This window comes from Pelagimonas sp., assembly GCF_050633425.1.
GTDB lineage: Bacteria > Pseudomonadota > Alphaproteobacteria > Rhodobacterales > Rhodobacteraceae > Pelagimonas.
Genome location: NZ_JBOEGM010000020.1, coordinates 1 through 15,760 on the forward strand (window position 1 = coordinate 1; position 15,760 = coordinate 15,760).

Annotated in this window: 13 protein-coding genes; 3 read left to right on the plus strand and 10 right to left on the minus strand. The window is 55.9% G+C overall.

Annotated elements, in window-relative coordinates:
* The 4 genes from ACRBB0_RS15735 to tcuA form a co-directional block, all read right to left on the minus strand.
* The coding region (locus tag ACRBB0_RS15735; protein ID WP_431375400.1) for a hypothetical protein at window positions 1–205 on the minus strand (205 nt) is incomplete at its 3' end.
* Between the two features lie 93 nt (window positions 206–298).
* Window positions 299–3,307, minus strand: a complete 3,009-nt coding sequence (locus tag ACRBB0_RS15740) for a PAS domain S-box protein (protein WP_431375401.1) — start codon at window positions 3,305–3,307, stop codon at window positions 299–301.
* A 542-nt stretch (window positions 3,308–3,849) separates the two neighbouring features.
* Complete coding sequence (tcuB, locus tag ACRBB0_RS15745) at window positions 3,850–4,926, minus strand: tricarballylate utilization 4Fe-4S protein TcuB (RefSeq protein ID WP_431375402.1); 1,077 nt, start codon at window positions 4,924–4,926, stop codon at window positions 3,850–3,852.
* Complete coding sequence (tcuA, locus tag ACRBB0_RS15750; RefSeq protein ID WP_431375403.1) at window positions 4,916–6,301, minus strand: FAD-dependent tricarballylate dehydrogenase TcuA; 1,386 nt, start codon at window positions 6,299–6,301, stop codon at window positions 4,916–4,918. The genes tcuB and tcuA overlap by 11 nt, the downstream gene beginning before the upstream one ends.
* A 78-nt stretch (window positions 6,302–6,379) precedes the next feature.
* On the opposite strand from tcuA, the gene ACRBB0_RS15755 reads away from it, so the two are divergent.
* Entirely contained in the window at window positions 6,380–7,273 is an 894-nt protein-coding gene (locus ACRBB0_RS15755; protein WP_431375404.1) for a LysR family transcriptional regulator, read from the plus strand.
* Here ACRBB0_RS15755 and ACRBB0_RS15760 read toward each other — a convergent pair.
* From ACRBB0_RS15760 to ACRBB0_RS15785, 6 genes are all read right to left on the minus strand, one after another.
* The gene (locus ACRBB0_RS15760) at window positions 7,270–8,241 is read right to left on the minus strand and encodes a D-2-hydroxyacid dehydrogenase family protein (protein ID WP_431375405.1); all 972 of its coding nucleotides are present in this window, start codon (window positions 8,239–8,241) and stop codon (window positions 7,270–7,272) included. The genes ACRBB0_RS15755 and ACRBB0_RS15760 overlap by 4 nt on opposite strands.
* Before the next feature lie 7 nt (window positions 8,242–8,248).
* A complete protein-coding gene (locus ACRBB0_RS15765) occupies window positions 8,249–8,428 on the minus strand; it encodes a hypothetical protein (RefSeq protein ID WP_431375406.1) in 180 nt (59 codons plus the stop codon).
* Between the two features lie 11 nt (window positions 8,429–8,439).
* Window positions 8,440–9,258 carry a universal stress protein gene (locus tag ACRBB0_RS15770; protein WP_431375407.1) on the minus strand — a complete coding sequence of 273 codons (819 nt, stop codon included), beginning with the start codon at window positions 9,256–9,258 and terminating at the stop codon, window positions 8,440–8,442.
* The gene (locus ACRBB0_RS15775; protein ID WP_431375408.1) at window positions 9,255–10,355 is read right to left on the minus strand and encodes a 4-oxalomesaconate tautomerase; all 1,101 of its coding nucleotides are present in this window, start codon (window positions 10,353–10,355) and stop codon (window positions 9,255–9,257) included. The genes ACRBB0_RS15770 and ACRBB0_RS15775 overlap by 4 nt, the downstream gene beginning before the upstream one ends.
* Window positions 10,352–12,382 (minus strand): tripartite tricarboxylate transporter permease, encoded by a 2,031-nt coding sequence (locus ACRBB0_RS15780; protein WP_431375409.1) that lies wholly within the window; start codon window positions 12,380–12,382, stop codon window positions 10,352–10,354. The genes ACRBB0_RS15775 and ACRBB0_RS15780 overlap by 4 nt, the downstream gene beginning before the upstream one ends.
* A gap of 75 nt (window positions 12,383–12,457) precedes the next feature.
* Entirely contained in the window at window positions 12,458–13,546 is a 1,089-nt protein-coding gene (locus ACRBB0_RS15785) for a tricarboxylate transporter (protein WP_431375410.1), read from the minus strand.
* 139 nt (window positions 13,547–13,685) lie between these two features.
* Between ACRBB0_RS15785 and ACRBB0_RS15790 the strand changes: the two genes are divergently transcribed.
* The gene (locus ACRBB0_RS15790; RefSeq protein WP_431375411.1) at window positions 13,686–14,354 is read left to right on the plus strand and encodes a response regulator transcription factor; all 669 of its coding nucleotides are present in this window, start codon (window positions 13,686–13,688) and stop codon (window positions 14,352–14,354) included.
* A complete protein-coding gene (locus tag ACRBB0_RS15795; RefSeq protein ID WP_431375412.1) occupies window positions 14,354–15,712 on the plus strand; it encodes a sensor histidine kinase in 1,359 nt (452 codons plus the stop codon). Before ACRBB0_RS15790 ends, ACRBB0_RS15795 begins: the two co-directional genes overlap by 1 nt.
* Window positions 15,713–15,760: the final 48 nt, after the last annotated feature.

The following is a 15,760-nucleotide window of genomic DNA, read 5'->3' on the forward strand; positions in this document are numbered from 1 at the left end:
CGTCATTGACCAACGTCACCTGAAACGCCATGTCCTCAGCAGCCTCAATCCCCAAAATCCGCGCCGGGACACTCACCGCATTCAAACGCGCAAAATGCAAAACCGCACCAACCACGGGGCACAACCCAGCGCCACCCAATACACCCAGCAATCGGGTCTCCCCCTGCACGGCTTCGACCGGCACAACCACAGAGTTGCCAATCACATCATCCGCGTCCTCATAGCTGCGAAACTGAAGGGCATAGTCCTGATCTGGCGCGATGGAGCTTCCACCGGAAAGTCTTGTACAGGGCCGGGCTTAACCGCCAAACACGCTCTGGATTGCCTTGGCCAGTTCTTTGGATTTGAACGGTTTGTTCAACAGGGTATGCCCGGAAAAAATCGCCCCACCATCATCCAACGCATCTGCCGGATGCCCTGACATAAAAATGACTTTGAGGTCAGGTCGTGTTTTTAAGGCCTCTTGCACAAAGGTCGGGCCATTGACGCGTCCGGGCAAAACAACATCGGACAAAATAAGCGCAATTTCGGGATGGGCGTCCAAGGCTTGTCCGGCTTCTATAGCATCTGCCGACGTGACGGTTTTGTAACCATTTTTGCGCAACATTTGTTCTGCGATCACGCGCAACGCCGGGTCATCTTCAATGAGCAATACGGTTTCCCCTTGGCCACGAGGCGAGGCCAGCGGAGCCTCCTCGCCTGATGCGTCACCACTTGGCTGGGCACGCGGTAAAAACAGTTTTACTGTAGTGCCGCGCCCCTCTTCGCTGATCACCGAAACCTGGCCACCCGATTGCTGGGCAAACCCCAAGACCATCGACAAACCAAGCCCGCTGCCCTTGCCGACTTCCTTGGTTGTAAAGAATGGCTCACAGGCGTGTTCAATCGTCTGCTCGGACATGCCGACCCCGGTGTCTGTCACAGACAAAACAACATACTCACCCGCTTCAATTTCCAAAGACTTTTCGGAATGATCCTGCTCAAAAGTTGTGTTGAAACAATCTATTGACAGGTGCCCCCCCTGTGGCATCGCATCCCTGGAATTTAGAGCAAGGTTCAGCAGCGCATTTTCGACCTGACTTGGGTCGGCAAGCGCTGTCCAAATTGCGTCTTCCACGGTCAGATCCAGAGCGACAGTTTCCCCCAGAACAGGCTTGAGCAAGGCGGGCAGGTTTGACATCAAACTGGAGAGATCAAGCTCAATTGGCATGAGCGGCTGACGTCTTGAAAACGCCAGCAAGCGTTGTGTCAGCTCTGCACCGCGCTCAGATGCGCGAATAATGGATGAAATAAGTGGCGAGAGCTCATCATTGTCCGATATGTCTTCCAAAAGCTCCGCGTTGCCCAAGATTACAGCAAGCAAGTTGTTGAAATCATGCGCAACGCCGCCAGTCAGCTGCCCGATGGCTTCCATTTTCTGTGATTGATGCAAGCGCTCTTCCAGCTCAACCCGTGTCGTAATATCCGTCAAAACGCCAATTGTCCTGATGGCGCGCCCCTGGTCGTTTGCAACAGTCTGACCCTGCGCCAAAAAGCTCTTGTAAATACCGGATTTGGTGCGCAGCCGATACTTGTACTTGAATGTCATTGAGGCATCCTTGAGGTGGTCGGCCACCTTGATCAAGTACTGCTCGGCATCATCAGGGTGGATGATGTCAACAAACGACCGTTGCATAATGGGTTCGAACTCTTCGTCCGAATATCCCAAGGCCTCGGCAAACCCCGCCGAAATATAGAATTCACGAGTCTCTAAATTCCAATCCCAAATTGTCAGAGATTCAACCGCCAAGGCAAGTCGCTCCTCGCTGGCTCGAAGCGCTTCTGCATCTTTGCGTTCTTTGGTCACGTCTTGACCAATCGTCACAAATCCGCCGCCCTCAAGCCTCTGCTCTCGCAAACGCAAAACGGTGCCGTCTGTGCGTTCGACCTCAAATGACGGAGCATCGTAGGAATTTCGGCGCTCAATAGCTTGTTGGACATATGCCTCTTCATGCCCCTTGGTGCCTTTAACAATGCCCGTTGCAATACTTGCGCTGATAAAGCTATGAAAGCTGGTCCCTGGAACTGTGTATTCGGCCACGTTGCTGTTCACGTCGCGAAAGACCCGATTGCATAGAACCATCCGATCATCTGCGTCCCACAGGGTGAACAATTCGCTCAAGCCCTCAACTGCATTCGCTAGAAACTGGTTAGATTGTTCGACCTGCCTGCGCGCCCGGATCGTTTCGGTGATATCTGTCGCAACGCCTCTGTACCCTTGAAATTCGCCATCCTCGTCGAAAATAGGAACACCCGAAGCACGCGCCCATTTTTGTGTGCCGTTGACGTCAATTTCATATTCGAAGTCCTTGAACGGGCGATGCGCCTCTAGGTCTGCGAAATGGTTCTTCCAATTTTGCTCATCACTCGCCAACTTTCGAAAATCGCCCCGCCGGCGACCGATAAATTCTGACTTTGAAACCCCGAAAAAGTCCTCAATTCCGTCAGAGCACCAGGACACGCGATTGTTCTGATCCAATTCCCAAAACCAGTCTGTGCTGGCCGAAGCAAAATCTTGAAACCGGGTTTGGCTATGCCTCAGCGACTCCTGCCGTTTCATCGTCAAATGGACCAACCCGCCAACCAAAACGGATATCAGGGCTCCGAGGATCAAGATCAACTCATCAACAATCGTATCGAATTGGCGCACGTGGTTTGGCAGAGGCGCAACGAAGACGTCCCAGACACGCCCACCAACGGTGATCTGTTGACTGTCAACAAGACCAATGGGCGACGGGGTGGCCCCTGCGGAAAACAGTTCCAATCCGTCATCTTCGACGCGAATATTGAACGATTCCAGTGAGTTTTCGTTCAACGCCTGCCTCATCAAAGGAGCCGCGCGAAACACGATATTAAGATATCCGCTTTTTTGCCCATCCGAAGACAAAGGCAGGTAGGCAACAAACCCTTTTCCACCCTGCGCCAATTCGATGGGCGTTGTGACAGTCAGTTCACCAGAAGCATCAGCGAGCGCAAGAGTTTTTGCTGGCACGGGCAAAGTGTTGAGGTTCAAACCCAACGCTGCAGCATTTCCCTCCAATGGGGTGACGAGGCGAATGACCCCAGTGGCATCGACCCAGTTCAAGGCCTGCAATCCGCCGATCAACTCATGAAACAGTTCCATTTCAGAGCGGAACTCTTCCGTATCCAGGGGCGTTTGGTCGTGAAAGTGAGAGCGCAACAACAAAGCTGCGCTCAACCGTGAGGCAAGATGTGTCTCAAGGCGGGTCGCAAAATTAGCGGTGACCTCTTGCGTGCCGGCATGCATTCTGTCCTGCTGTATATCAAGATGCACAAAGTGGACAAAAACAGAGGCCCCCAATGTTGCCAAGGCAACGCAAAAAGGGATCAAGTTGGTTGGCTTAAATGCCATAAATCACGACTTTTCCATGACGAGTATACACAGGATAATAGAGAAGATCGCTACAGTTGGGTCAACACAGCTTGGCCTTTTACTGACAATTTGTCCCGATTGGCGAACCAAGCTGCTATTCCAAGACGCGTCTCGCAAGGTAAGATCATGAATTGAAAGCACTTTTAATACTTGGCCGACATCGCTATGCGCCGTCCGACCAGAGCGCGTTTTTTTCGGATTTCTTTATCGGGCTTTCTCATCTCAGCGCGTTAGCTGTTCCCCCCCAAGAGATTAGGCACCAATTTACCTATAGGGGGTTCTAAACCCTCTGTGGTTTTCTGCATCCGGCCCGTGACTGTGCAGCCTGTTTTAGGATGGTCAGCATCAAACACAAATCCCCCGCTTTTTAGTGCTAAGGTCGGGCCCCTAGGGTCATGTTTGGGGCCACAACGGGATCAACTCTTCGAATTTTGCGCATCGCGCAGCAAGGCCGCCGTCCGATAAAAACCATGGGCCATCTTTGTAAAAGGCGTGAGCAGGAAAAACGTCAGCACCGCCCCCAAATGGATCGCCAGCAGCGCCGACATCCATGTCGTGTTGCCAAGTGCATCGAGAACCAAACCGCTTAGCCCAACGAACCCAAGCAACAGGATAAATCCCATTTCCCCACCCGCAGCCTTGGTATCCCCCAGTGTTTTGTCGGACTTAAGCTTGAGCCATGCCATCATCCCGCACCCGATTGTCAGCAACACACCTCCCGACACCCCAAGAATTTTCGGCAGTGACCAAAGGGGATAAGGCGCGGGCATGTCCAACAGATAGTGCATCAGCGTTCCGACACTTGTCGCAGCGAAACACAATAAAAAACCATACATGATCGCTTGATGGAAATGACGGCGGGCATGGCTGAAACGATCCTCATCCTCAAAATTGCACCCCTGTTCGTGCCCAGCCGCCAAATCCTTCATGCTGGCAATCTTGGCAGCGGCCGATGTGACGTCGGCAAGGGTCAGCCTCCCGCCGCCCACATGGGTCCAATACCGACGCAGCCCGATAAACAGGCTGACCAGAGGCAAGACAAAAGCAGGCAGGAAAATTGCGACCATCGCATTGTGCGACAGTGCAGCATAGAAACCATCGCCGCTGCCTTCCATCCCTTGCACTTCCATCCCTTGCACAAGCCAAAACAACAGGGCCAGCCCAACCGCCAGAGCCGCCGCGATTGCGCCGCCATGGCTATGGAAGCGCCGCGCAACCGGGTATGGCCATGCAAAATGCTCCCAACTGTCTCGACGTACTTGGGCCAAAGCTTGCGGCAAGTTCAGGTCAAATGCATGCGGTGCGGTGAACTGGCAGGCGTAATAACAGCCCCGGCAGTTGTGGCAGAGATTGGCCAATTGCGTGATGTCTCCATCGCTAAACGCACGGCCCGCATGCATGGCCGGAAACACCGAACAATAGCCTTCGCAATAGCGGCAGGCGTTGCAGATTTCGGCTTGGCGACGGGCCTCTGTGATCAGATCAATTTGCATAAGTGGCGGCCTCCTGACCTGCGATGCGTCCAAAAACGGTGCCAATGGTCATGCCAAACCCGGCCAGATAACCCTGCCCCAAAATCGAGCCAGCCATGGTTTCACCTGCCGCCCAAAGATTGCGGATCGGGCCGGATTTTGTGCAGCATTGCGCCGTTTCATCGACCCTGAGACCAAGATAGGTAAAGGTCACACCGGTGCGTAGAGAATAGCCGTAAAACGGCGGGTCGGAGATTGGACGGGCCCAGTTGGTTTTGGCGGGGGTTATCCCTGACGTCGACACGCCATCAAGCTCGGTTGGATGAAACTTGGATGCGTCCGAACAGGCCGCGTTGAACGTCTCGACTGTGTCCTTGAGCCTGTCGGCAGGTAGATCCATCATGCCGGCCAACTCTTCGATGCTGTCCGCTCTTAACGGTGGAAACACCGAAGGCATGAACAACTCAAGCGACTTGAAATCGATGATGGCATACCCCACCTGATCGGGCTGCGCGGCCACCAACCGCCCCCAAATTGCATAGCGTTTGGGCCAGACATCCTCGCCTTCGTCATAAAACCGTTCGGCGTTCTTGTTCACAACAATGGAAAACGGCACGCAATCAAGCCGCGTGACAATCCCGCCGTCAAATTTCGGGGCGCGCCCGTCAATGGCCACTGCGTGACATTGATCGGCATCGCCGACGGTCTGCACCCCCTGATCAATCAAATCGGACAAGACAACGCCGCGATTATAAGGGGTTCCGCGTATCAAGAAATTCTGAGCCGCAGGCCCCCATGCCCGGGTAAGCCAATCCGTATTGGCCTGAAACCCACCCGATGCCACAACCACAGACGTGGGGGACATGCTGCGGTTTTGCCCCTGATGGGTGTAATCAATCCGGGTGATCTGATTGTTGGCCAACTCAAGATGGGTGACGGCCGCTTCATAGAAAACGTCGACGCCCAAGCGTTCGGCGGTGCGGTAATAAGCATTCACAAGGCTCTTGCCTCCGCCCATGAAAAACGCATTGGTGCGGGCCAAGGACAACGTTCCCGACAAGGACGGTTGAAAATGCACACCGTGATCCTGCATCCATGCCAAGCACTCCTCAGAGCGTTGGATCGCCAATCGCGCCAGTGTTTTGTTGGTCTTGCCGCCGGTCACCTTGAGCAGATCCGCGAGATATTCCTCTTCCGTGTAATCATCGACCAGCGGCCCCAATGGCCCGCTGTGCATGCAGCGAAAATTGCGGGTATGGCGCGAATTCCCCCCCCGATAGGGTTTGGGGGCGGTTTCAAGGATCACAACGCGCGCACCGGCTTCAGCGGCGGTCATAGCGGCACAGAGGGCCGCGTTGCCGCCGCCAATCACCGCGATGTCATAGCTATGGGTCATCAGGTTTCCTTTGCTAAACCAGCCTTATCGACAGGGCTTTAATTTGACCAATGGCGAAATCTGTGGGATTATTGCGATATGCGCATCAATTATGATTTCAGCGATCTCGAAGCCTTTTTGGCGGTCAAGGAAACCGGCTCATTCCATGCGGCAGCAGAGCAATTGAACCTGTCACAATCGGCCATCACCCGACGGGTGCAAAAGCTTGAACAGGCCTTGGACAGCTCTTTGTTTGAGCGCAGCACACGGGCTGTGAAACCCACCTTGGCGGCCAAACGTTTGCAATCCCGCGCCGAAGGAATTTTGCAAGACGCCAAGGAAACCACCCGCGCTATGCGGGATGAAAGCGTGGCCTTTGATCATCAACGGGGCGCGATTGTCACGGTTGCCACGATCCCAACCATCGTCACCGATGTGTTGATCCCGGCCATCCAAACATTGCGCAAGACCGGTTCTGGCGCGCGCATTCGGCTCATTGATGGCTCTGCCAATGAGGTGGCCGAGGCGGTGGCCACAGGGGAGGCTGATTTCGGCCTCTGTTCGATCCCGATGCTCGAACCCGCGACCCGGTTTGAACCGCTTCTGGACGATCAAATCATGCTCGCGGTGCCACAGGAACACCCGTTGGCAGGTGGCCACATACACGACTGGGATGAGCTAACCGGGGCGGATTTGATCTTGCCGACACGTGGCACCGGCAACCGGTTACTGATCGACGAAGCCATGGCCAAGGCCCGCCGAGATTTGCATTGGACCTATGAGGTCGGTCGCTCAACAACCGCACTTGATCTGGTGGTCGCAGGCATGGGGGTGGCTTTGTTGCCGCGCTCGGCCATTGGTCTTGGTCGCGTGGCCACCTGCACCCTGCCCGACCCGACGATCACCCGATCGGTTGGGCTTTTGTCGCGTCTGGGACAGGCAGATACACCAGCCGTTCAGGCCACCAAAGCGGCCATTCGCACTGCCGTTTAGCCAAAGGTTTCGGGGTTAATCATATGGATCGGCGCGCCCGCCGCATAGGCGTTGATCTGATCAAAGATGTCGGAAAACTGCAGATCAAACTCGTCTTCGGTGACAAACCCGATATGCGGGGTCGCGATCAAATTTGGATGCGCCAAAAGCGGATCATCAGGATCGGATGCTGGCTCCAGATCAAACACATCAATCGCCGCCTGCCCCGGACGCCCCGCAGTCAAAGCCGCCAGCAAAGCGCCCGGTTCAATCAACCCGGCGCGCGAGGTATTCACAAACACCGCATCGCGCCGCATATGCGCCAGGTCCGTTGCCGTCACCATGCCCCGCGTACCGGGTTTGAGCCGCACATGCAGGGAAACCACATCACATTCAGCGAAAAACGCCTCGCGACTCTGGGCCACGATTTCGCCATCCGCAAGCGCCCGGGCGCGACCGTCTTGTGACGACCACCAAACAACCTGCATTCCAAAAGCCTTGGCATAACCCGCAACCGCTCGAGCAATCCGGCCATAGCCATAGAGCCCAAGCCGCCGCCCCCGCAATGTCTTGCCAACACCAGCCTGCCAGTGCCCGGCTTTTACGCTGCGCATCTGTTTGGGGAGATCGCGCATGGCCGCCATAATCAGCGCCCAAGTCAGCTCAGCGGCTGCATAAGAGGGGGTGCCAGCATGCATATTTGAGCACAGCAAAACGCCCTGATCCGAACAGGCGGGAACGTCGACGTGAGGATAAACACTGCGCTGACTGATCAGCTTCAGATTGGGGAGCCTCTCAAGCAAATCGCGGGTGACTTGCGTGCGTTCGCGAAACAAAACCAAGGCCTCAGCTTCGGCCAACCTATCGGCCAAAACCTCAACGTCTTTGACGTGATCTGTCCAAACCGTCACATCGTGATCAGCAAGTTTTGTAAAACACGGCAGGCCGCGCAACGTGTCAAACCAATCGTCCAGAATATGTACATGCATCCGGCTTTTACCCCTTGTGATAGGCAGCAATAGCGCGGGCAGCGCGATCATGTAATTCGCTCAGGCGGCGGCGTTCACCGTCGTCACATCCCCCCGGCACACAAAGCTGCGTCCCAAGCTCATTGCGCAAGACGGTCAATTTTTCAATCGTTGCAGCGATTTGTTTGTTTGCATCATAAGATGTCATCTTGGTCGTCCTTAGTGTGACAAAAGAACCGGGATCGGTGTGTCGCGCAGGACGCGCGCAGTTACCCCCCCGAGAAAATCTTCGCGGAATTTTGAATGTTCATAGGCCCCCATGACCAACAGACAGGGGTCATGCGCGCGGCAATAGCCAAGCAAGGCGCGCGCGACACCCGGATCAGCAGCGACAGACGCGTGGTTGGCCCGTACACCGTGACGCGACAGCTGCTCCATCACCTCGTCAATCGGGCGCGGCATGGGCGCATCACCCACCGTCAAAACGGTGACCCGCCCCTGGTCTTCGAGCAAGCCAAGACTGTCGGACAGCGCCCGCGCCGAGGCACGACTGCCATCCCATGCCAAAACCGCGTGATCGTGATTGGCCTGCGCATAATACCCGCGTGGCACGATCAACACCGGCCGCCCGGCCATCAAAGCAATGCGATCGGGGTGAATGCTGACATGTTCGTCTACCCCTTCGCTGAGGTCTTGGCCGACGACCAAAAGGTCAAACCCACGTGCGCATTCAGATAACACCGCATCAACCCGGCCCGCAGATTTCTGAAAATGGAGCCGTGGCCCAAGGTCCAGTTTTTCGCGCAGGGCCTCAAACCGGGTGCTGATTTCAGTCAGGATATCGGCATCCGCTTGTTCAATGATTTCACGCGCCTTGGCAGGAACCCAAGCGTCGCGACTGTTGATGATCTGATGGGTGGAATGGGCCATAATCGCGGTGACATGCCCCTGATCCCCCGCAAGAGAGGCGGCATATTTTAACGCGGAGACCGAGCTATCGGACCCGTTAAAAGCCACAAGAATATTGCGCATGCTCATACCAGAGCCTCCTTTCCAGCCCAGATGCGACTGGGAATATAAACATGGCCATCGGCCAGTTTGCGCGCTGTGCGCACAAGCCCGGCGGCGTTCAACTCAAAGCCATTGTCCATGGAGTATTCGACCAAAACCTCAATCGTGCCAGAAGCATGCTCAAGCACGACATTGGCGGGGCTTTGGATGGCCTGAGGCACCAGACCATCGGCCACAGTGCCCGGTGTCAGCGCACAAGACGCAAGACATTGCGCCCCGGTCACCGCCATTGTTGGGTGTGTGCGGTGCGGCATAAAATACCGCGCGGCAATCGTGCCACCGTTTCGCGCCGGGGCCAGAATGCCAAATTTCGGTGTCACCGATCCAGACACATCCCCCATCCCCATCAACGCCCCAGCTTGACGTCGCATGCCTTCCATCCGCTCAAAAAAGGCCTGATTATCATCCAGTTCAGCAGCGCTCTCATAACCGCTCAGGCCAAAATCGACCGCGCGGGCAATCACAACCGGCATGGCGACATCCATGCAGGTCACAGGAATGCCATCAATGGTGTCGATCAGGTTGCCAGTTGGCAGAAACGCCCCAGTGGACGAGCCCGCCACCCCCATAAACGACAGTTGAACAGGCGCGGATGTGCCAGGGGCACCGGCGATTTCCGTATCGCCTTCATAGGTTAACATGCCACCCGGTGTTTTGACCCGCGCCACTGCCCGCGCACCAGTGTTGACGGCGTTGATACGTATCTCGGTCTCGTCCTTCTGGGCGTCGATTAACCCCATTTCGATCGCAGCCGCGCCAACACCAGACATGATATTGCCGCAGGTGGGTTTAAAATCAACGCTGCCCTCTTCGACCGAAACCTGGGCAAAGAAGTAATCCACATCCGCCCAATTGTTTTGGCTTTTGGACAGCATGGCAACTTTGGTCGTCACGGCGGCCCCGCCGCCAATCCCATCAATGTTGAGCGGATGCCCTGCCCCAAGAACCGCAATCAGAACCTGCGCCAGATCATCCAGATCTTCGGGCAGATCTTCGCGTCGAAAGTAAGGTCCACGCGACGTCCCGCCCCGCATGAACACATAGGGAATAGCTGTCTGGGTCATTTCAGCGGCCATGGCAGATCAACAGCCCCCTGCAGCAATCCCGGAGGGAAATCGCGATTGAGCGCCCCCGCCATCAGGCACATGAACGTAATTCCAAGCGCGGTCAGCAAAAGGGTTTTGCCCCACCCGGCGCCAGCGCGCACCCGCAGGAATGAGATCAAGAACCCAACCAGCGCCAGAATGAACCCAACAAACCAAGTTGCCGCGATCAGCCCGGCAAACCATGCCAAGGTCGACCAAAGCCCATAGGGTGCGTCGGCGTCTTCTCCGGCAACTTCCTTGTCAGCGAAGATGGAATCGCCTTCCGGTTTGCGGATCATTTGCACCAGCAAAATCAAGCAACAGAGCAATGAGAACCCACCGATAAAGAGCGGGATCACCTTGTCGGTCATGTTGTAGTCGGGGATGGCATTGGCGTTGATCAAAGCCGCGGTCAGATAGGCCGTCAGGATCAGCAAGAACACCACTGGCGCACGCTTGGCACCGGACTTGACCTCGCCTTCGGCCATGATCGATTTGGCTTGACGAATGCCCAACACAACCGAAACCACGGTGATAATGATCAGCACAATCACAATTGGGCTAAAGACATATTCCATGCCAACATCAAACCCTTTTCGGAACCGAAAACTGGCGATTTGAAACGCTTGGTTGGTGAATTTTTCCACCGGATTCGACAGAACAAAACCAATCAGAAACGCCGGGCGCGACCAATCAAAGCGGCGCAGGAAGATGCCGATCAGACCAATGGCAAACAGGGCCAGAAGGTCTTCGAAGTTTTGCCCCGATTGAAAAGCTGCAAAGCTGATCAGCATGAAAAGGAACGGCGCCAGATAGGTAAACCGAATGGTGGTCAGCTTGGCAATGCCGCCGCTGGCGGCGATGCATAGAATTGTCCCAACAACATTGGCCAGCGCCAAGAGCCAGACGATGGAATAGGTGATGTCGAGGTTATCTTTGAGCATGCCGGGGCCGACTTCAATGTCGCCCGATCCGAGCAAGGCCACAGCACCGATAAAGATCGCCATGGACCCGGAACCGGGAATGCCAAACAGCAGGGTTGGCACAAGACCCCCGCCCTCTTTGGCGTTGTTTGAGCTTTCTGGCCCAATGACGCCGCGCACTTCGCCTTTGCCGAATTTTGTTTTGTCCTTGGTGGTTTGCACCGAATGCCCATAGGCAATCCAATCCACAACCGATCCGCCAAGACCGGGGATAACCCCGACGACAACGCCGATGATGGAACAGCGCACCGACAGCCAGATATTGGCGAACCAGTCGCGCACCCCATCAAGCCATCCGCCGCCAAGCGACGCCCCCTTGGCGATAGAGCGGTCTTGGCGCAGCAGGGATACAATTTCGGGAATGGCAAAGATGCCAAGGCCCACGATCACCAATTTCAAACCATCGGTCAGGTAGGGAATATTATAGCTGGCCATGCGCAGGCTGCCGCCCGCATCCGCTTCGCCGATGGTGCCGATCATGAGCCCCAATCCAGCCGCCGCCAACCCTTTGAGAGGGATGCGCCCCGCAAGGATTGCCACCATTGAGAGCCCCAAAACGGTGATCATCAACATCTCGGGCAGGCCAAAGGCCAAAACAATCGGGCGCGCGATCAGGATAAACATGGTCAGGAAGGATGCACCGACCAACCCGCCAAAAAGTGACGAGGCAAAGGCCGCCGAAAGCGCCCGTGCGGCCTCACCGTTTTTGGCCATTGGAAAGCCGTCTAAAACCGTAGCTTGTGAGGCCGACGAACCGGGTATCCCCATCAAAACGCTGGCAAAGGTGTCAGAGGTGGGCACAACGGCAACCATCCCGATCATCAACGCCAGACCAAGGATCGGATCCATGCCAAACATAAACGGTAGCAAGAGCGACAGGCCGGCAATGCCGCCCAATCCGGGAAAGACCCCAACGGCCAACCCCATCACAACCCCAAGCACAAGATAGCCCAGAACAACAGGTTGCAAGATCAACGCCCACGCTTCGCCAAGCGCAGGAAGAGCAGTGGCGAAAGCCTCCATGGGAGCCGCCTTTCAGAAGATGTTTTGAAAAAAGAAAGGGATGGGCCGCACACCGCGACCCATCCAAGGGTGAGCTTATTTCAGCTCAACGCCATAGGCATCTTTGAGCCAACCGGTGACAAAGTCCTTGGCCTCGGCCGGAACTTTGGTCGCTGTGCCCAGCGCGGTTTGCGCCCCAGAACCGGTAAAGACCGAATATTTGCCAACCCGTTTGGACGAGATTTCAGGGAAATCCGCCCGTGCAACAACCGCTTCAAAGGCCGCGGTGTAGGTGTCGATGATCTCCTGATCGGTGCCTGCAGGCAGGAAGGCCAGTTTTTGCACAGGGAACCCCGCAACAAAGAAGGCTTTCCAAGCGTCCCATGACTCGCCTGATGTTTCGCAACCGTCGGTGGCGTCACACACTTCTTTAAAGGTTGGGATGTCTGGGAATGTCGGGTCGCGCACGATGTTTCCATCTGCGTCCAAGGCACCCCATGTCATCATCGCAACCGCTTCGCCAGCCGCAACCATTTCGGCCGAGCCTTTGAGATAGCCCGAAGAGGTCTGGTAATCGATGGTGGCTTCACCGCGCTCAAACATCAAACGGCCATCGCCACGGCCTTTGATGCCAAAGACAGGCTCTACATTCATGCCCAGCATCTGCCACGCCAACAGCGGAACCAGATCAAGGCGGGTCGCCCCCTGCGAGCCGTAGATAAAGTCGATGTCTTTGAGACCATTGGCCGAGCCATCAAACTTGGCCCCATCTTCTGCATTCAGATAGGCAACCCCACCGGTGCCCGACGCCATAACAGCATTCCAGTCGTTATATTCATAACGCACGCGTGGATCGCCAAGCAGATAGGGAAACTGTGTCGAGCCAGAAGAGCCGAACAACAAAGTGCCGTCACCGTTGGACTGTTTTTGGAACCAGTTGGCCCCTTTGGTCGACCCTGCACCCGGCATAAATTTGACCACAACCGTTGGGTTGCCTGGCAATTCTTCGGACAGAAGCGGCGCAAAAAAGTTCGCCCATTTGGCCGATCCACCGGTTTCAGAAAATGGGATAACCCATTCGACGGTTTTGCCGGCCAAATCAACTTCGGCGGCGGCGGGTGCTGCAAATCCTGCGGCAGCGATCAATGCCAATGTGGCACGTCGTGAAAAGTTGGAAACGGTCATTGGTTCCTCCCTGTTGACCAAACAATCACAGCCGCGTCCTCATCGCTACCATGATCGTCACGTGAAATGAGGGATTGATTCCCCCGTTCATGTGCGGATCATGGGCATCCAACCTTGCGCCAACCTTGCAGGAGCCAAAATGCGGATCGCTATTGTCGAAGATAACGAGGCTTTGGCCAACGCCATTGCCTACCGGCTTCAGGATCGCGGCCATGCGGCGGATGTGCTGTATGACGGAGACGAGGCCGACGCCTTTTTGGCCCGCGAAGGTGCGGATCTTGTGGTCTTGGACATCAATTTGCCCGGTCGCAGTGGGCTTGATATTTTGCGGGCCCTTCGGATGCGCGGCGAAGGCACCCCGGTGATTTTGTTGACGGCGCGCAGTGAAACCAGCGACCGGGTGACCGGTTTGGACATGGGCGCCGATGACTATCTGGTAAAACCCTTTGAAATGGATGAATTGGAGGCCCGCATCCGGGCCTTGTCGCGCCGAAAGAACCTTGAGTACGGTGCGCGTGAAAGCTTTGGTGCCTTGGAATTTGATCGAAACACCCGTCAAGTCAGCGCTGGCGACAACGCCCTGGATATCCCTCGGCGGGAGCTATCCATTTTGGAATGCCTTTTGGAACGGCGCGGCCGTATTGTCTCCAAGGCGCAGCTGATGGATCAGGTCTATGGCGTCGGGGCCGATGTCGATGACACCGCGATTGAGCCCCATGTTTCGCGCTTGCGCCGCCGTTTGGCCCCCCATGGCGTGTCCATAAAAACCGCGCGTGGATTGGGCTATATGCTTGAGGTAACAGGGTAATGCGCCGCCCATCATCCTTGCGGCTGCGGCTATTCGCATTGATCCTGATCCCCCTGGTTTTGATGGCCATATTGCTGGGGTACTGGCGTATCGTTGTTGCACAACGCACCGCAGAACAGCTCTTTGACCGCTCGCTTTTGGCAGCGGCTTTGGCAATTTCACGCGACGCCGCGGTCAGTGGCGGCGATTTATTGCAACCTTTGGCGCGCGATTTAATCCATGACGCATCGGGCGGCGAAGTGTTTTATCATGCAACCGGACCGGGTGGAATTTATGTGACAGGATACGCCTATCCACCCAGCCCCACGTCTGTCCCAGACGATCCCTACGCCCCCGTCTTTGCCTTTGCGACCTATCGCGAGGAAGACGTGCGCGTGCTACGGATCACCGAACGGATCACCATCGAAAACCTGACCGGAGATACCACCGTCACAGTGTGGCAACGCCTTGCAGATCGCAACGCGTTTGCCAATCAACTGGCCATTCGCGCCGCCGGGGGGTTGGGGGCTCTTTTGGTGACCTTGGCTTTGGTGGTCTGGTTCGGCGTCGCCCGCGGGTTGCGGCCCTTGATCGACTTACAGCAGGCCATCTCTATTCGATCGCCCGGAGACCTCAGTCAAATAAAACGTCCCGTTCCGGTTGAGGTTCAGGGCATTGTGTCCACACTTAACCGATTGTTTGGGCAAGTGGAAACAAGCATAAACGCCCACCAAGCCTTCATCTCCGACGCCGCCCATCAATTGCGCAATCCGGCGGCGGCGGTGCAATCTATGGCCGAGGCTGTGCGCGATGCCCCAACCCCAGACGAGCGCAATCGCAGGATCGGCGAGCTGGTCACAGCCGCCCGTGGGTCCGCGCGCGTGACCAATCAATTGCTATCGCTAGAGCGGCTTCAACACGGTCCATCCTTATCAGGGATAGAGCGCATTGATCTTGGCACCTTGGTTCAGGAAAGCTGTGCCGATATGGGCCCGTTCGTGTTGTCCCGCGGCGTGGACTTTGAGCTGGATTTGCCAACTGCCCCCGTAATAGTATCGGGCAATAGTGTCTTTTTGACAGAGGCGGTAAAAAACCTCATCGACAATGCCCTGCAACATGGTGGTGACGCGCTGAAACACGTAAAAGTTGCAATATCAGCCACTGAAAACTGGGCGAATATTACCGTTTCTGACGATGGGAAAGGTCTTTCCCCTGAAAAACACGATCTTGCCTTTGGTCGGTTCTCCCAAGTCGGCGCGTCAGAAGGCAGCGGGTTGGGTCTGGCCATTGTCGCGTCGGTGGCCGAGCAACATCATGGCAAAGTGGAAATCGACGCCGTTGAACATGGCGCGAGCCTGACATTATCCCTCCCGCTTTGATCCGCCCAGGGCGCGTTGTCCAACCAATCAACAACAAGATTGCCCGAC